The 16,678-nt window shown below is 72.3% G+C and carries 18 protein-coding genes and 1 pseudogene; 10 read left to right on the forward strand and 9 right to left on the reverse strand.

The features are described 5' to 3' along the window. Positions 1-26: 26 nt before the first annotated feature. The 4 genes and pseudogenes from ACEXOX_RS21905 (at position 27) to ACEXOX_RS21920 (ending at position 2,157) form a co-directional block, all read left to right on the forward strand. Positions 27-1,072: pseudogene (locus ACEXOX_RS21905) on the forward strand (hydroxyacid dehydrogenase). A 141-nt stretch (positions 1,073-1,213) separates the two neighbouring features. Beyond that, complete coding sequence (locus tag ACEXOX_RS21910; RefSeq protein WP_406522696.1) at positions 1,214-1,612, forward strand: hypothetical protein; 399 nt, start codon at positions 1,214-1,216, stop codon at positions 1,610-1,612. A 6-nt stretch (positions 1,613-1,618) separates the two neighbouring features. Beyond that, positions 1,619-1,786: a hypothetical protein gene (locus ACEXOX_RS21915; protein ID WP_406522698.1), complete on the forward strand. Its 168-nt coding sequence runs from the start codon at positions 1,619-1,621 to the stop codon at positions 1,784-1,786. A gap of 5 nt (positions 1,787-1,791) precedes the next feature. After that, positions 1,792-2,157, forward strand: a complete 366-nt coding sequence (locus tag ACEXOX_RS21920; RefSeq protein ID WP_406526429.1) for a GntR family transcriptional regulator — start codon at positions 1,792-1,794, stop codon at positions 2,155-2,157. Between the two features lie 77 nt (positions 2,158-2,234). Here ACEXOX_RS21920 and groL read toward each other — a convergent pair whose 3' ends face one another. Beyond that, complete coding sequence (gene groL, locus ACEXOX_RS21925) at positions 2,235-3,857, reverse strand: chaperonin GroEL (RefSeq protein WP_406522699.1); 1,623 nt, start codon at positions 3,855-3,857, stop codon at positions 2,235-2,237. Positions 3,858-3,963: 106 nt separating this feature from the next. Further along, the gene (gene groES / locus ACEXOX_RS21930; RefSeq protein ID WP_004955293.1) at positions 3,964-4,272 is read right to left on the reverse strand and encodes a co-chaperone GroES; all 309 of its coding nucleotides are present in this window, start codon (positions 4,270-4,272) and stop codon (positions 3,964-3,966) included. Between the two features lie 837 nt (positions 4,273-5,109). On the opposite strand from groES, the gene ACEXOX_RS21935 reads away from it, so the two are divergent. From ACEXOX_RS21935 to ACEXOX_RS21955, 5 genes are all read left to right on the forward strand, one after another. Beyond that, positions 5,110-5,790: a response regulator transcription factor gene (locus tag ACEXOX_RS21935; RefSeq protein ID WP_030016947.1), complete on the forward strand. Its 681-nt coding sequence runs from the start codon at positions 5,110-5,112 to the stop codon at positions 5,788-5,790. A gap of 40 nt (positions 5,791-5,830) precedes the next feature. Then, positions 5,831-7,162, forward strand: a complete 1,332-nt coding sequence (locus ACEXOX_RS21940; protein ID WP_406522701.1) for a sensor histidine kinase — start codon at positions 5,831-5,833, stop codon at positions 7,160-7,162. A 259-nt stretch (positions 7,163-7,421) separates the two neighbouring features. Further along, a complete protein-coding gene (locus ACEXOX_RS21945) occupies positions 7,422-8,630 on the forward strand; it encodes an LCP family protein (RefSeq protein ID WP_406522703.1) in 1,209 nt (402 codons plus the stop codon). 50 nt (positions 8,631-8,680) lie between these two features. Next, the gene (locus ACEXOX_RS21950; RefSeq protein ID WP_406522705.1) at positions 8,681-10,216 is read left to right on the forward strand and encodes an FtsW/RodA/SpoVE family cell cycle protein; all 1,536 of its coding nucleotides are present in this window, start codon (positions 8,681-8,683) and stop codon (positions 10,214-10,216) included. 65 nt (positions 10,217-10,281) lie between these two features. Beyond that, positions 10,282-11,565 (forward strand): THUMP-like domain-containing protein, encoded by a 1,284-nt coding sequence (locus ACEXOX_RS21955; RefSeq protein WP_406522707.1) that lies wholly within the window; start codon positions 10,282-10,284, stop codon positions 11,563-11,565. Here ACEXOX_RS21955 and ACEXOX_RS21960 read toward each other — a convergent pair. The 5 genes from ACEXOX_RS21960 to tsaB all read right to left on the reverse strand — a co-directional run bounded on the left by ACEXOX_RS21960 (position 11,499) and on the right by tsaB (position 14,887). After that, positions 11,499-11,864, reverse strand: coding sequence for a hypothetical protein (locus tag ACEXOX_RS21960; protein WP_406522709.1), 366 nt, complete (start codon positions 11,862-11,864; stop codon positions 11,499-11,501). The genes ACEXOX_RS21955 and ACEXOX_RS21960 overlap by 67 nt on opposite strands. A 172-nt stretch (positions 11,865-12,036) precedes the next feature. Next, positions 12,037-12,393 carry a hypothetical protein gene (locus ACEXOX_RS21965; RefSeq protein WP_406522711.1) on the reverse strand — a complete coding sequence of 119 codons (357 nt, stop codon included), beginning with the start codon at positions 12,391-12,393 and terminating at the stop codon, positions 12,037-12,039. A gap of 112 nt (positions 12,394-12,505) precedes the next feature. Further along, positions 12,506-13,648 (reverse strand): tRNA (adenosine(37)-N6)-threonylcarbamoyltransferase complex transferase subunit TsaD, encoded by a 1,143-nt coding sequence (gene tsaD / locus ACEXOX_RS21970; RefSeq protein ID WP_406522713.1) that lies wholly within the window; start codon positions 13,646-13,648, stop codon positions 12,506-12,508. Next, a complete protein-coding gene (gene rimI, locus ACEXOX_RS21975; protein ID WP_406526430.1) occupies positions 13,641-14,174 on the reverse strand; it encodes a ribosomal protein S18-alanine N-acetyltransferase in 534 nt (177 codons plus the stop codon). The genes tsaD and rimI overlap by 8 nt, the downstream gene beginning before the upstream one ends. 53 nt (positions 14,175-14,227) lie before the next feature. Next, complete coding sequence (gene tsaB, locus ACEXOX_RS21980) at positions 14,228-14,887, reverse strand: tRNA (adenosine(37)-N6)-threonylcarbamoyltransferase complex dimerization subunit type 1 TsaB (protein WP_125055673.1); 660 nt, start codon at positions 14,885-14,887, stop codon at positions 14,228-14,230. An 86-nt stretch (positions 14,888-14,973) separates the two neighbouring features. On the opposite strand from tsaB, the gene ACEXOX_RS21985 reads away from it, so the two are divergent. Continuing rightward, positions 14,974-15,540, forward strand: a complete 567-nt coding sequence (locus tag ACEXOX_RS21985; RefSeq protein ID WP_406522715.1) for a hypothetical protein — start codon at positions 14,974-14,976, stop codon at positions 15,538-15,540. Positions 15,541-15,642: 102 nt separating this feature from the next. On the opposite strand, the gene ACEXOX_RS21990 is transcribed toward ACEXOX_RS21985, so the two are convergent. Beyond that, positions 15,643-15,915, reverse strand: a complete 273-nt coding sequence (locus ACEXOX_RS21990) for a hypothetical protein (protein WP_406522716.1) — start codon at positions 15,913-15,915, stop codon at positions 15,643-15,645. 141 nt (positions 15,916-16,056) lie between these two features. Then, positions 16,057-16,593 carry a tRNA (adenosine(37)-N6)-threonylcarbamoyltransferase complex ATPase subunit type 1 TsaE gene (gene tsaE, locus ACEXOX_RS21995; protein ID WP_406522718.1) on the reverse strand — a complete coding sequence of 179 codons (537 nt, stop codon included), beginning with the start codon at positions 16,591-16,593 and terminating at the stop codon, positions 16,057-16,059. Between the last annotated feature and the right edge of the window lie 85 nt (positions 16,594-16,678).

Genomic DNA, 16,678 nt, shown 5'->3' on the forward strand with positions numbered 1-16,678 from the left:
CCCCGAACCAGGAGCACGCTTCCACCATGCACCACACCACTGACAATCGACCTGACCAGGCACGTTCCCGTCCCCCGCTGCTGCTCGCGATGGAACCCGGCCTTGCCGGGCGCCTGTTCACCGACCAGCACCGCGTCCGCCTGGCGGCCCTGGCCCGCACCGACCCCGGCCTGGTGGCCCACGACTTGACCGCCCCGCCCCCGGCCGTGGCCGCCGCGCTGGCCGACGCCGAGGTCCTCCTGACGTCGTGGGGAGCGACCCCGCTGACCGCCGCCGTCCTCGACCGGGCCCCGCGCCTGCGCGCCGTCGTCCACGCCGGCGGCTCGGTCAAACCCCACGTCACCGCGGCCTGTTGGGACCGCGGCATCGCCGTCGCCTCGGCGGCCGCCGCCAACGCGCAGCCCGTCGCCGAGTACACCCTCGCCGCGATCCTCTTCGCCAACAAGCGCGTCCTGCACTCCGCACACCGCTACCGCGCGCTGCGCGCCCCCACGACTGGCTCCGGGAACTGGACGGCGCCGGCAACCACCGCCGCACCGTGGGCGTGATCGGCGCCTCCCGCGTCGGCCGCCGCGTCATCGAACTCCTGCACCCCTTCGACCTGACGGTCCTCCTCCACGACCCGTACGTGGACGGGGCCGAAGCCGACCGTCTCGGCGTCACCCTCGCCCCCTCGACGACCTCTGCGCCGCCTCCGACGTGATCACCGTCCACGCGCCGCAACTGCCCGCGACCCACCACCTGCTCGACGCCCGGCGACTGGCCCTCCTGCCCGACGGCGCCACCCTGATCAACACCGCCCGCGGCACCCTCGTCGACGGAACGGCCCTGCTCACCGAGCTGACCGCCGGCCGCATCAACGCCGTACTCGACGTCACGTACCCCGAACTGCCGCCCCCGACTCCCCCTCTACGACCTGCCCAACGTCCTGCTCACCCCGCACGTCGCCGGCTCACTCGGCGGCGAACTGCACCGCATGGCCGACCAGGCCCTGGACGAACTGGAGCGGTACGCGCAGGGGTTGCCGTTCATGGATCCCGTACGTCCGGAAGGGCTCGGCCGGTCGGCCTGAGGCCGGATCCAAGGCCGGTACTGAAGGCCGCCCACCGTCCACAGTGCCGTCAAGTCGGCTCTGCGGGGCGCCACTTCGCTCTCGGCTTGTCTCAAGCCTTGTCGCAACGTGTTGAGACAAGGCTTGAGACAAGAAGGCGTCATGCCGAAAGAAACGGCTCCGGACCACGACCGGTCGGTACGACCGGCCGACCTCGAACGGGCCGACGCCTGGCCGGCCCACCACGGCCTGCCCGACGACCGGCCGACACCGTTGCCGGCCACACGTCTGGCGGCCCGGCGAGACGCCCGCCCGGCCGCTGATGTCCTGCTGGCCGCGTTCCTCATCGCGGTCTCCCTCAGCCACACCGTCTACCGCCCCGACGGCGACGCGGTGGACGGGCCCGGGCCTCCCCGGCACTGGTCGCTGCTGGCCCCGACGGCGGTGGTGGCCGGGCTGGTGCTGGCCCAGTCACTGCTGGACCGGCGGGTGCGGCAGGCCGACCGGCGGGCCGCGGCGACACTGCCGCGACGGGCGGCCCACCCGGTCCGGCTCGGCTGACGCACCGTGCTCGGCGGGCCGCGTGCCGTCTTCGCGGTGGTGACGTTCGGGCTCGGCTGGTGGACCGCCGCCTGGATCGCCTTCGTCGCCCCGAGCGTCATCGCGCTCGCCCTGATCGCAGCGCGGACCGCACCGAGCTCCACGGTGGCACAGCACGTCATGAGCGCCCGGTGAGACCGATGATCGTCATCGACCCGGCCTCCCCCGTCCCGCCGTTCGAACAGCTCCGGGCCCAGCTCGCCCGGCGGGTCCAGGACCGCACGCTGGCCGTGGGCACCCGGTTGCCGGCCATCCGCCGCCTGGCCGCAGACCTCGGCCTGGCCGCCAACACCGTCGGCCGGGCCTACCGGGAGCTGGAGGAGGCGGGGCTGATCGAGACCCGCGGAGCGGCCGGATCGTTCGTGTCCGCGGCCGACGTGAAGGGACGCGAACGGGCTCGCCGCGCCGCCGCCGAGTTCGCCGCCGTCGTCACCCGCGCCGGAATCGACACCGACGAGGCCGTCCGTATCGTCCGGGCCGCGCTGGCCGACGGCTCCACGGGATGACGGCGGGGAGCCCCGTCAACGGGACGAGGCCCGGTCCCCTCGAAAGGGGGCCGGGCCTCGAACGGCTGTGAGCTGCCTCAGTGGGCGTGGCCGTGGCCGTGACCGGCCTCGGGCTCCTCGTCGGCCGGCTTCTCGACGACCAGGGTCTCAGTCGTGAGCAGCAGCGAGGCGATCGACGCGGCGTTCTCCAGCGCCGAGCGGGTGACCTTGACCGGGTCGATGACGCCGGCCTTCACCAGGTCGCCGTACTCGCCGGTCGCGGCGTTGAAGCCCTGGTTCTTCTCCAGCTCCGCCACCTTCGAGGTGATGACGTAGCCCTCCAGGCCGGCGTTCTCCGCGATCCAGCGCAGCGGCTCGACGACGGCGCGGCGGACCACGGCGACACCGGTGGCCTCGTCGCCCTCCTTGCCGAGGGAGCCCTCCAGCACCTTGGCGGCGTGCACCAGGGCGGAGCCACCACCGGAAACGATGCCCTCCTCGACCGCGGCGCGGGTCGCGGAGATGGCGTCCTCCAGACGGTGCTTCTTCTCCTTGAGCTCGACCTCGGTGGCCGCACCCACGCGGATCACGCAGACGCCGCCGGCCAGCTTCGCCAGGCGCTCCTGGAGCTTCTCACGGTCCCAGTCCGAGTCGGTGGACTCGATCTCGGCCTTGATCTGGTTGACGCGGCCCTCGACGTCGCCGGAGTTGCCGCCGCCGTCCACGATGGTCGTGTCGTCCTTGGTGACGGTCACGCGGCGGGCGGTGCCCAGCACGTCCAGACCGGCCTGGTCGAGCTTGAGGCCGACCTCCTCGGCGATGACGGTCGCGCCGGTCAGCGCGGCCATGTCGCCGAGCATCGCCTTGCGGCGGTCACCGAAGCCGGGCGCCTTGACGGCGACGGCGTTGAACGTGCCGCGGATCTTGTTGACGACCAGGGTCGACAGGGCCTCGCCCTCGACGTCCTCGGCGATGATCAGCAGCGGCTTCGAGGAGCCGGCCTGGATGACCTTCTCCAGCAGCGGCAGCAGGTCCTGGATCGAGCCGATCTTGCCCTGGTGGATCAGGATGTACGGGTCCTCCAGGACCGCTTCCATCCGCTCCTGGTCGGTGACCATGTAGGGCGAGAGGTAGCCCTTGTCGAAGGCCATGCCCTCGGTGAAGTCCAGCTCCAGACCGAAGGTGTTGGACTCCTCGACGGTGATGACACCGTCCTTGCCGACCTTGTCCATCGCCTCGGCGATCAGCTCGCCGACCTGCTTGTCCTGGGCGGACAGACCGGCGACGGCGGCGATGTCGGACTTCTCGTCGATCGGGCGGGCGGTCGCGAGGAGGTCCTCGGACACGGCCTTGACCGCGGCGTCGATGCCCTTCTTCAGGGCGGCCGGGGAAGCGCCCGCGGCGACGTTGCGCAGACCCTCACGGACCAGCGCCTGCGCCAGCACGGTGGCGGTGGTGGTGCCGTCACCAGCGATGTCGTTGGTCTTGGTCGCCACCTCCTTCACCAGCTGCGCGCCGAGGTTCTCGTACGGGTCGTCGACCTCGACCTCACGGGCGATGGTCACACCGTCGTTGGTGATGGTCGGGGCGCCGAACTTCTTGTCGATGACGACGTTGCGGCCCTTGGGGCCGATCGTCACCTTCACGGTGTCGGCAAGCTTGTTGACGCCGCGCTCAAGGGCGCGACGGGCGTCCTCGTCGAACTTCAGGATCTTCGCCATGAGTTACGTGTCCTTAGTCGTTCTCTGCAACGAACTGCGCCCCGGGAAACCGGTTGTTTAGACGCGGGAACCAGGGGCGCAGATCTAGGCAATCTTCGATGGTGAATTACTTCTCGATGATCGCGAGCACGTCGCGCGCCGAGAGGACGAGGTACTCGTCGCCGTTGTACTTCACCTCGGTGCCGCCGTACTTGCTGTAGAGAACGACGTCACCCACCTTGACGTCGAGCGGCAGGCGCTCGCCGTTCTCGAAGCGGCCCGGACCCACGGCGAGGACGGCGCCCTCCTGGGGCTTCTCCTTCGCGGTGTCGGGAATGACCAGGCCCGAAGCCGTGGTCTGCTCGGCGTCGAGCGGCTGGACCACGATGCGGTCCTCAAGCGGCTTGATGGCAACCTTGGAGCTGGCGGTCGTCACGATCCGACCTCCCCTTCGGAGATCTCACGGGGTTAACTGTCTGAGGTGGCGACCAGGTCGATCCGTCGTCGCGGGTGCCGGACCTGCCCGTCGCTGTGTTTGGCACTCCCCGGTGGAGAGTGCCAGAGCCGAGACTATGACGCGGTTAGCACTCGGTCAAGCGGAGTGCCAATGCGCCTTCGGCGCGTCTTTCCGGGGTGGGGTGGCACGGGGCCACCTTGCCCAGGTGGGGGGCTTGGCAATCCTGGCTTCGTGGTGCGCTTCGCGCGTTGGTGTGGTGTTGACGTTTGGCTCGCATTGCTTGCGTTGTGGTGGCGGGGGCGCGCAGGGGGCCAACTCCTCGGCACCGTGCACGTCCTCGTCAGGAACATTGGGAACCCAGATACCCGGCTGCCTGCGGGGATGGCCCCCTACACGCCCCCTCCGGCCGGATTGGCGAGCCGAGGTCGGTGGGGGAGTTTTTCGATCACCCTGGTGCCCGCCCTCCTGGGGGTGAGGCGCACGAGGTGGAGGCGGGAAGGCAGCGCGACTGGCTTGGCCGTATGCCATGGGCCCGGGCTTGGTTTGTGAAAGCGCCTCGCCCGATCGCTCCGATAGTCGCCGGACGGCCAGGGCTCGGGGACACGTAGGGGGCTCCCCGCAGGCAGCCGGGTATCTGCGTTCCCTTATGTTCCTGACGTGGACGTGCACGGTGCCGTGGGGGCACCCCCGGCCGAAGGCTGGGGGAGAGTGACCCCTGCGGGGCCCCGAGCCCCCACCCACCGGCCTTACCGCGCAAAACGCGAGCACCCACCAGGCGCACCCCGGGAATATAGGCGGAACCGGGACAATGAGTTCATGCACATACTGGTCGTGGAGGATGAAGAGGGGCTTGCCGACTCCTTGCGGCGGGGGCTGGCTGCTGAGGGGCACTGGGTGGATGTGGCCCGGGACGGGCATCGGGGGCTGGAGTTGGCGCTGGCCGGGGCGTATGACGCGATCGTGCTGGATGTGATGCTGCCGGGGCCCAGTGGGTACGAGATCTGTGGGCGGCTGCGGCGTCGGGACGACTGGACGCCGGTGCTGATGCTGACCGCCAAGGACGGCGAATACGACGTGGCCGAGGGGCTGGACGCGGGCGCCGACGATTATCTGACCAAACCGTTCTCGTTCGTCGTGCTGCTCGCCCGGTTGCGCGCGCTCACCCGTCGCGGGCGTGCTGCCGAGCGGCCGCGCACCTTGCAGAGCGGTGATCTGACGCTGGACGCCGACGCCCGGCGCTGTCGTCGTGGCGATACCGAGATCGAGCTGACCGCCCGCGAGCTGGGCGTGCTGCGCTGTCTCATGGCGGGCGAGGGGCAGGCGGTCGCCAAGCGGGACATTCTCGACGAGGTGTGGGACTCGCCGGCCGACGTGGACCCGAACATCGTCGAGGTGTACGTCTCGTCGCTGCGCAAGAAGGTGGACGTGCCGTTCGGCCGCCATTCCATCCGTACGGTGCACGGCACGGGGTACCGGATGGCGCCCGATGACGGCTGAAAACCGCCGTCGGGCCCGGTTCCGGGCCAGGCCCGCTTCCATGCGCGGCCGCACCGCCGCGGCCGCGGCGCTCGCGATGGGCCTCGTGCTGGCTGTCGGGGGTGGCTGGCTGTATGTGTTGTTGCGGGCGAATCTTCTGGACAACACCACCAGTCGTACTGAGGTGGCGGCCCGTAAGGTCGCCGCGCAGGCGGACACGGGCGCCCTGCCGGAGGTGCTGCCTTCGCCCGCCGAGGGCGTCGACCTGGTGCTGGTCCTGGACGCGGCGGGCCGGGTCGTCGCCACCAGTCTCCGTACCGCTGATCCGCTCGCCGCCGAATTGAGGGGCTTGCGTCCCTCCCCGGGACAGGACTCCGCCGATCGCGTGCTGACCGGCTCGCCCGCCGCGGCGGCGGGCGGTACGCGTGCGGACGTGGTGGTGGTCCGGGCGTCGCCGCCCGGCGGCAGCGGGCAGGAGCGGTACGTGTACGCCGTGACCGTGCTCTCGGACGTGGACGCCGCGACCCACGCCATCGGCGTGGCCCTGCTGGCCAGCGCCCCGCCGCTGATCGCGCTGGCCGCCGCCATCGCGTGGGCGGTGACCGGGCTGGCGCTGCGCCCGGTGACCGCCATCAGGACCGAGCTGGCCGCTGTGAGTGAGAGCGAGCTGGACCGGCGGGTGCCGGACCCGGCGGGCGGTGACGAGATCGCGCTGATGGCCCGTACGGTCAACGCCACCCTGGACCGGCTGGAGCAGGCCGTCACCCGGCAGCGCCAGTTCGTCGCGGACGCGTCGCACGAGCTGCGCAATCCGATCGCGGCGGTGCGGTCCCGGCTGGAGGTGGCGCTCGCGGGCGGGGCCGGCGGCCGCGACGGTGAGCATCAGGAGTCCGTACGCGCGGCGCTCCGGGACACCGAGCGTCTCCAGCGGATCGCCACCGACCTGCTGCTTCTCGCGCGGCTCGACGCGCATGCCCCGCGTGGTGCGGAGCCGGTGGATCTGGCGCTGCTGGCGGCGGAGGAGGCCGCGCGCCGTCCGGTGGGCGGTGGGCCGCGGCTGGTCGTCGAGGCCGGTGAGCCCGTTCCCGTGCGGGGTGATCCGGCGCAGCTGGAGCGTCTGCTGACCAATCTGGTCGACAACGCGCTGCGGTATGCGGCGTCCGAGGTGCGGGTCGTGGCGCGAAGGGCTGGGGAGGGGGACGGGCACGATGGGGGTGTGGGTCAGGGCGTGCTGGAAGTGGTGGATGACGGGCCCGGTGTCCCGGAGGCGGACCGGGGGAAGGTTTTCGAGCGGTTCGCCCGGCTCGACGCGGCGCGTGACCGGGAGACCGGCGGTACGGGGCTGGGGCTGGCCATCGCCCGGGGGTCGCCCGCGCGCACGGCGGGGATCTGACCGTGCGGGGGCGGGAGGACGGGCGCGCCGGTGCCCGCTTTGTGGCCGTGTTGCCCGTACGGCCTGGTGGGCAGGGGCGGTCCGGGGGCTTCTGACGGGGGCGGCCTGGCTGAAAGCCGCTCCTGAGCGGTTCTTCAGGACTTTCAGGCTTTCTTCAGTGGCGGGCCGCCAGCCTGTTCGGATGAAGCACCGTCGTAGGCCCACCGCTCCGGACACCGCCCGCCCGCGAGGGCGCCGGCACCGGTCCCGGCGTCGTGTCGTGTTGCGCAGGCTGGCCCTGTGCGTCGCCGTGCTCCTGCTGGGCACGGCGGGCGCCGGCTGGTACTTCTACCAGGATCTCGCCGCGCGGATCGGCTCGTCGCGGGCGCTCGGCGACGGGGCGCCCAGATCGTCCGGCGGGGCGGTCAACATCCTGCTGATGGGGCTGGACAGCCGTAAGGACCAGAACGGGAACGACCTGCCGAAGGACGTGCTGGCGAAGCTGCACGCGGGCGCCTCGTCCGACATCGGCGGCTACAACACCAACACGCTGATCCTGCTGCACGTGCCTGCCGGTGGAGGGCGGGCGACCGCGTTCTCCGTGCCGCGCGACGATCTGGTGGACATCCCAGGGCACGGCAAGGACAAGATCAAGAAGGCGTACGGGCTGGCCAAGGCCGCGACGGAGGAGCGGCTCGCGCGGCAGGGCGTCACCGATCACGACCGGCTGGAGCACGAGGGGCGGGAGGCCGGGCGGCGGGCGCAGATCGCGACGGTGCGTGCCTTCCTCGGTGTGCCGGTCGACCACTTCGCCGAGGTGAACCTGGTGGGGTTCCTGCACATCGCGGACGCGCTCGACGGCGTACCGGTGTGTCTGAAGCACGCGGTGCGGGACCGGTACTCGGGTGCCGACTTCCCGGCCGGGCGGCAGACGCTCGACGGGCCGCAGTCGCTGGCCTTCGTACGGCAGCGGCACGGGCTGCCCGCGGGCGACCTGGACCGTACGCGCCGCCAGCAGGCGTTCCTCGCCTCCGCCACGCACAAGCTGAACTCGGCCGGCACCTTCACCGACCCGCTGCGGCTGCTGAAGCTGACGGACGTCGCGCAGCAGGACCTGGTGATCGACGAGGGCTGGGACCTGCTGTCGTTCCTCCAGCAGGCGAAGAACCTTTCGGGAGGGAATGTACGATTCACCACGCTGCCCGTGGAGGGCTTCGCCACGCATCACGGTGAGGACGTGAACCGGGTGGATCCGGACAAGATACGGCGGCTCGTCGCCCGCGAAACCAGGCCGGAGGCCGACCGTTCCGCCGCTCCCACCAGCGGCGACGCGCCAGACAGCGGGTCTGTCGCACCCCGGTCGGCTGTGGGAACCCTGCAACCGTCACCCACGTCTTCCTCATCGACGGTGGAGTCCGGCTCCGGAGCGGAACGTTCCGGGCAGACGGCTCCCATGATGGACGGCGGAGGCATCCCGTGCGTGGACTGACGAGCTCTCTCCGGCCCCTAGGAGGGCCGGAGAGCGACGCCGAGCGCACCATGACGTTCGCCGCTCTCGCCCAGGCCCCGAACCGGCGGCGTACGGAGATGTGGCTGCTCGCCTTCGCCGTACTGATCACGGTCTTCGGCTACACGTACACCGGTCTGTCGATGAACGGCCGGGTGCCCGCCGGGCTGCCCGGCTTCGCCGCCGCCGTCTTTTTCATGGCGCTCGTCCCGCACCTGGTCGTGCGCCGCTTCGCACCGCGCGCCGACCCGCTGATCCTGCCGCTCGCCACCCTGCTGTCCGGCATCGGCCTGGTGCTGCTGAACCGCCTCGACATCACGTACGCGGCCAAACCCAGCCTGCACATGACCCCGGCGGCGGGCGGGCAGCTGGTGTGGACGGTCATCGGGGTGGCGGTCTGTACGGCCGCGCTGATGCTGCTGCGCGACCACCGCTTCCTCCAGCGGTACATCTACCTGACGATGGCCGTCGCGCTGGTGCTGCTGATGGCCCCGGCGTTCTTCCCCGGCGACACGTTCGGCGCCAAGCGGTGGATCTTCGTGGGGCCGCTGTCGTTGCAGCCCGGCGAGTTCGTGAAGATCATGATCGCGGTGTTCTTCGCGGGCTACCTGACACTCAACCGCGACGCGCTCGCCCTCTCCGGGCGCCGCGTCATGGGCGTCCAGCTGCCGCCGGGACGCCAGCTCGGGCCGATCTTCACCATCTGGGTCATCAGCCTCCTGGTGCTGGTCTTCGAACGCGACCTCGGCACCTCACTGATCTTCTTCGGCCTCTTCGTGATCACCCTCTACATGGCCACCGAGCGCACCAGCTGGGTGCTGTGCGGCCTGGCCATGGCGGTGATCGGCGCCGCCGTCGTCGGCTCGACCGAACCGCACGTCAAGGGGCGGGTGATGGCCTGGCTGCACCCCATGGACATTTTCCTGCCCGAGAAGGAGCGGCCGCCGGGCCTGATATCCGAGCAGGCCGCACAGGCGCTGTTCAGCTTCGGCAGCGGCGGCATCAGCGGTACGGGCCTGGGCCAGGGACACCCCGAACTGATCGGCTTCGCGGGCAACAGCGACTTCATCCTCACCACCGTCGGCGAGGAACTGGGCCTCGCCGGCGTGATGGCCGTCCTGATCCTGTACGTTCTGCTCGCCCAGCGCGGCCTGCGCGTCGGCCTCACCGCCCGCGACCCCTTCGGCAAGCTGCTGGCGGTCGGCCTGGCCAGCTCGCTGCTGCTCCAGGTCTTCGTCGTCGCGGGCGGCGTCACCGGGCTGATACCCCTGACCGGCAAGGCACTGCCCTTCCTGGCCAAGGGCGGGTCCTCACTCGTCGCGAACTGGGTCATGGTCGCGCTGCTCATCCGCATCAGCGACAGCGCGCAGCGCCGCCGCGAGCCGGTGGGAGAGCCGACCGGACGGCGCGGGCGGCGTGGACGGCGCGCCGCACGCGCCGCGACGGACCTGGACGCCACCCAGGCCACTCCCCGCGTGAACCCGGCCGCCCTGCCCGCCCCGGTCCTGCCCCGGAACGGCGGCCCCGCCCCCGGCCACGGCCGCCGCGCCCGCCGCTCACGCGGCTGACCGCGCCCCGTCACCACCGGCCCCCTTCGGCCCCCTCCGCTCCGAGCCGCGCGCGCTGGCCCACAATGGACCGGGTGAACCAGGCGAACGACCTCGACTCCTTCTCCGCGCTGCACACGCCCGAAGGCCAGGCCCTGCTGGCCGAACTGCGCGACCACGACCCGGCCGACGAACTGGCGACCGCGACCCGGCTGCGGCGCGACCACCCGGCACCGCTGGTCTCCGCCGCGCTGGGACAGGCGCGGCTGCGCCAGCGCGCCGCGGCCAAGTTCGGGGCGGACGCCGCGCGCATGTACTTCACGCCCAACGGCGTCGAACAGTCCACGCGCAGCACGGTCGCCGCCCACCGCGCCACCCGTCTCGCCGCCCTCGGCGTCCGCACGCTCGCCGACCTGTGCTCCGGCATCGGCGGCGACGCCATCGCCCTGGCCCGCGCCGGCATCCACGTGCTGGCCGTCGACCGCGACCCGCTGGCCTGCGCGGCGGCCCGTGCCAACGCGGAGGCGCTGGGGCTGGCCGACCGGATCGAGGTGCGCTGCGCGGACGTCACCGAGGTGGACACCTCGGCGTACGACGCGGTGTTCGTCGACCCGGCGCGGCGCGGCGGGCGGGGCGGGCGCGGCGGGCGGATCTTCGACCCGGAGGCGTACTCGCCGCCGCTGTCCTGGGCCGTCCAGGCCGCCCGTACGGCGCCGCACGCCGCCCTGAAGATCGCGCCGGGCATCCCGCACGAGATCGTCCCCGACGAGGCGGAGGCGGAGTGGATCTCCGACGGCGGCGACGTGAAGGAAGCCGTCCTGTGGTTCGGCACCACGCCCGGCGCGCGCCGCGCCACGCTCCTGCCCGCCGGTGACTTCCTGCTGGGCACCGGCCTGCCCGACCCCGAGCCGGGCCCGGTCGGCCGCTGGCTGTACGAGCCGGACGGCGCCGTCATCCGCGCGCATCTCGTCGCGGAGGTCGCCCAGCAGGTGGACGGCCGCCTGATCGACCCGACCATCGCCTACGTCACGGCCGACGAGCACCGCCCGACCCCGTACGCCACCGCGTACGAGATCACCGACACGCTCCCGTTCAACGTCAAGAGGCTCCGGGCACTGCTGCGCGAGCGGGGCGTCGGGGTCGCCGTGATCAAGAAGCGGGGTTCGGCGGTCGAGCCCGAGGAACTGCGCAAGAAGCTGAAGCTCTCCGGCCCGGACACCTGCGTCATCTTCCTGACCCGGGTCGCGGGCGCGCCCACGATGCTCCTGGGCCGGGAGGCCCCGCGGCCGCGACGGACTGACGCCTACGCCCGGTCCGTCAGCTCCTCCGCGAACACCTGCGACAGGGGCTGCGGGCCGACGTACTGCTGACAGGTGCACTGCCCCGGCTCGTACGCCACCGGCTTCTTCTCCGCGTCCCAGGCCGTCGGCACCTGGACCGCCTCATGGCACCTGCCCTGCTTGTCGTGCTTGGCGAGATGGTGCGTACACCCGCACACCGCCTCCGGCGGCCGCTGCGCCGCCTCCAGTTCCAGCCGCTCGCGCCGCGTACTCTCCAGCCGCTCCATCTTCCGCGCGTGCCGCGTACTCATCGCCTTCCGCCCGACATCCGCGACCTTCGCGAAACCCCCCGCCATGAAGAACGCGAACACCCACCAGATCCAGTTCACCGCTTGCCCCTCCCCGTCAACGCATATGTGAGCTATGGCCAGGGTATGACCTGGTGTCAGGAGAGAGGTGGGGCAGGGCGTTGGTCAGAGGCCCTCGAACGGCGGAATGATCCGTGTGACGGCAACCAGCTTGCTTCGGGGAAGCGGTAGGAGAAAGAAGTAGCCGCCTGCCTCAGGACGTTTCCCGCGCCACGGCGGCGTGGGCGGCGTCGAGGATGCGGCCCAGTTCGGCCACCGCGCTCCGGGCCTCTTCCACATTGTCGGTGGCCACGGCCAGGTCCTCCAGTTCCCGGAACCTGGCGGCGATCCGTGGGTGACGCTGGATGTGCGCGTAGACGGCCCACTGCATCGTGAAGCGGCGCAACGGCAACAGGTCGGACCCCTGTCGCACTTGGTCGGCGGCCTGCGACAGTCCGCGGGTGAAGGTCGGCAGGGCCACAGGCGCGATCCGCGCCACGGCCTCACGCAACAGCGTGATCGATGCCTGTGGCTGTGGGATGAGGGGGCTCTCGGAAGCGCTGACGGCCATCGGTTCTCCCGTGGGCGGGGTTCTGGGCCGTGGGCCCAGAGTAGCCAGCGGGCACCAGGACGCTTCATGCGAACGAGTGGCGCGGCATGTGCCGTGAGGCGTGTCGCGCCCCCTACGAGTACAGGTTGTCCTTGCTCAGCTCGTGGAAGTGGTCGTGGTCATGACCGTGGCCGTGACCGTGCGCATGGCCGTGGCCCCCGTGGGCGTGGTCCGGGGCCGGTACGTGCGGTTCCGTCACCGGCAGGGAGGAGTCGGCCGGGAGGTCCCAGGCGGAGGCGGGGCGGTTGCGGGCGACCATTTCGGCGCCGAGGGCGGCGACCATGGCGCCGTTGTCGGTGCAGAGCTTGGGGCGGGGGACGCGCAGGGTGATGCCCGCCTTCTCGCAGCGGTGCTGGGCCAGCGCGCGGAGGCGGGAGTTGGCGGCGACGCCGCCGCCAATCATCAGGTGGTCGACGCCGTTGTCCTTGCAGGCGCGTACGGCCTTGCGGGTCAGGACGTCGACGACCGCTTCCTGGAAGGACGCCGCGACGTCCGCGACCGGGACCTCCTCGCCCGCGGCGCGCTTCGCCTCGATCCAGCGGGCGACGGCCGTCTTGAGGCCGGAGAAGGAGAAGTCGTAGACGGGGTCGCGGGAGCCGGTCAGGCCGCGCGGGAAGCGGATCGCCTCCGGGTCGCCCTCGCGCGCGTAGCGGTCGATGACCGGGCCGCCCGGGAAGCCCAGGTGCAGTACGCGGGCGACCTTGTCGAACGCCTCGCCCGCCGCGTCGTCGATGGTCGAGCCGAGGGGGCGTACGTCGGAGGTGATGTCGGGGGCCAGCAGGAGCGAGGAGTGGCCGCCGGAGACCAGCAGGGCCATCGTCGGCTCGGGCAGGGCGCCGTGCTCCAGCTGGTCTACGCAGATGTGCGAGGCGAGGTGGTTGACGCCGTAGAGCGGCTTGCCGAGGGCGTAGGCGTACGCCTTGGCCGCCGAGACACCGACGAGCAGGGCGCCCGCCAGGCCGGGGCCGGCGGTGACCGCGATGCCGTCGAGGTCGGACGCGGCGACGCCGGCCTCCTTCAGGGCGCGCTGGATGGTGGGGACCATCGCCTCCAGGTGCGCGCGCGAGGCCACCTCCGGGACGACGCCGCCGAAGCGCGCGTGCTCGTCGACGCTGGAGGCGACGGCGTCCGCGAGGAGCGTGTGGCCGCGCACGATGCCGACGCCGGTTTCGTCGCAGGAGGTCTCGATGCCGAGGACGAGCGGTTCGTCAGCCATGGGTCCGGTTTCCTTGCGCGGGGGGTGGGGAGGAGGGGGCTTCGTCGGCCGGCTCGGGGGCGGAATCGGCCGGGGATTCGGAGGGGGACTCGGTGGTACGGCGCATGACGAGGGCGTCCACGTTGCCGGGCTGGTAGTAGCCGCGCCGGAAGCCGATCGGCTCGAAGCCGAACCGCTCGTACAGGCGCTGCGCCCGGGTGTTGTCGACGCGCACTTCGAGCAGCACCTCGGCGCATTCGAAGGCGGTGGCGGCGGACAGCAGCTCGGTCAGCAGCCGGGCGCCGAGGCCGGAGCCCCACTGGTCGCGGGCGGTGGCGATGGTCTGGATGTCGCCGGTGCCGTCGACGGCGGCCAGACCGCCGTAGCCGACCAGGCGGCCGTCCCGTTCGGCGACGAGGTAGCGGCGGTTGGCGGCCGGGCCGCGCGCGTGCGCCAGCTCCGACCAGAACATACCCGCCGACCAGGCGTCCTCCGGGAACAGCTCGCCTTCCAGCTCCAGTACGGGCGCGATGTCCCACCAGCGCATCTCGCGGAGTACGGCGCCGTCCCGCGCGCCGTCGGCGGCAGCCACCCGTGCGGTCACTTCGGGGTGACCACCTTGTAGTTGGCGGGCACCTGCGCGTCGGGGCGGCGCAGGTACAGCGGCTGCGGCGGCAGCAGCTCCTCGCCGCGCGCCAGCTTCTCGGCGGCCAGCGCGGCGAGCGCGCCCGCGGACTGGTGCTCCGGGCCGCCGTCCCGTACGCCGGTGAACGTGCCGGCGTACAGCAGCGCGCCCGCGCCCACCGACGGCAGCGCGCCGGCCTCGTCGGCGATGTCCGCGGGGCGGTCCACGGCGGGCTCGGTGAGCCGCGTGCGGGCGTCGGCGTAGCGCGCCCAGTAGACCTCCTTGCGGCGGGCGTCGGTCGCCACCAGGAACGGCTCGTCGAGCCCGGCGGCGTACGCGATGCCGTCCAACGTGCACAGGCCGTGCACCGGCACGTCGAGCGCGGCCCCGAACGTCGCGGCCGTGACGAGACCGACCCGCAGGCCCGTGTACGGGCCGGGGCCGACGCCGACGACGATGTCGCTGACCGCGCCGAGTTTCACGCCGGCTTCGGCGAGGACCCGGTCGACGGCGGGCAGCAGCAGTTCGCCGTGCCGGCGGGCGTCCACCTGGCGCTCCTCGGCGAGGACGCGGGAGCCGTCGTGGACGGCGACGGTGACGGCGGGGGTTGCGGTGTCCAGAGCAAGCAGCAGCACGCCTCCAAGACTACGGCGCGGCCGCGGGTGCCTCGCCGGGTGCTACCGTCACCCGTAGTCACGCGCGTACGAAAGGTGGCACGGCGGTGTCCGCAAAGAGCAGTTCGATCGTCACCGCTCTGACCACGGTTGCGCTCGCCGCCGTCGGTTTCCTGGCCTACCAGGCGTCCGCCTCGGCCCCCGACCACACCACCCCCGGCAAGCAGCCGTCGTCGACCGCGAGCCCGGCCCCGGGCAAGGGCAAGGACGGCGCGGACCGGCAGAAGACCGAGGTGCCGGTGCCGGCCGACTCGGGCGAGGGCGAGCGGGTCGTCTACGCGCTGGGCGCGCGGCGGGTGTGGCTGGTCACGGCGGACGGCAAGGTGAAGCGGACGTACGAGGTCACGCCGAGCACCGTCAGCCCGGCCCCGGGCACGTACAAGGTCAGCGGCCGGACGCTGAAGCTCACCGGCTCCGACGGGGTGCCGGTCGAGCACGTGGTGCGTTTCGCCATGGCCGACGGCGTGGTGGTCGGCTTCAGCGCGGCGGTCGACGGCTCGATGCCGGACCCGAACGCGACGAAGAAGACCGGCGGCATCCGCGAGGCGCGTGCGGACGGCACGGCGATGTGGGACTTCGCGCTGCGCAATACGAAGGTCGTCGTCGTGAAGTGAGCCGGGGCGTGAGCCCGCGCGGAGTTTGAGCTTGCGCCGGGTTGTGAGTCGGCGCGGGGCGTGCGCCCCCGCCGTTCCCCGTTACGCCGCCGCCGTTCCCCGCTATGCCGCGTCGCGTGCTTCCGTACCGTGCGTCCGCGCGCCGTGCGGGCCCGGACCGGTGTCCTCCCGCACGGCGTCGCGCGCGTCGCCCTCGGGGCTCTCGGCACCCTCGGTGTTCTCGGGGTCTTCCGCGGTCTCGGCCCGGGACGGCGGCTGCGGGGGCGTGGACACCGCGCTGGCCGCGGCGCACGCCGCCAGCAGCTGGTTCATGGTCGGCGTCGGTTCGGCCGCGCCGTTGCGGACCGCTGCGGTGACGGGCTGGTGGGCCGACATGGATGCCTCCCGTGGCTCCTGGGCAAGCGGGCGTAGTTAGGCAGACCTAACCGGCTCTCTCTTCACCCATGTGACCACGTTCGGCGCCGCGCGCGCAACATCTTCCCGACGGCTTGTCGGAAACTACCGCACGGGTGCCCCCTACGACCCGGCCAGCACCGTCAGGTCCACGTCCGCCCAGCGCGCCCCGACACCGCGCACCGTGACCTCGCGCACGTCGTCCTCGTCCGGCGCCTCCCCGTCGGCGGGCGCGGCGGGCGCGTCCGCGCCGACGGCGCGCTCGATGACCACGTGCAGCCGGTCCTCGGACAGCTCCTCGACCTTGCCGTCGCCCCACTCCACGACCACCACCGACTCGGGCAGCGACACGTCGAGGTCCAGGTCCTCCATCTCGTCCAGGCCGCCGCCGAGCCGGTACGCGTCCACGTGCACCAGGGCCGGGCCGTCGGCCAGCGGCGGGTGCACCCGGGCGATCACGAAGGTCGGCGAGGTGACCGCGCCGCGCACGCCGAGGCCCTCGCCCAGCCCGCGGGTCAGCGTCGTCTTGCCCGCGCCCAGCTCCCCGGTCAGCAGCACCAGGTCCCCCGGGCGCAGCAGCCCGGCCAGTGCGCGGCCCAACTCCTGCATGCGCAGGGGTGACTTGACGGTTACGTGCTCGATCGTCTCGGTGGCGCTCATGCGCCGATGGTACGGCGCGCACAACCGGCATTTCGAACCCGTCCGCGGCGGACGGACGCCGCCGGACCCACCGGCCCGGCGGCCG

Source organism: Streptomyces sp. Ac-502 (assembly GCF_045222935.1).
GTDB lineage: Bacteria > Actinomycetota > Actinomycetes > Streptomycetales > Streptomycetaceae > Streptomyces > Streptomyces monomycini.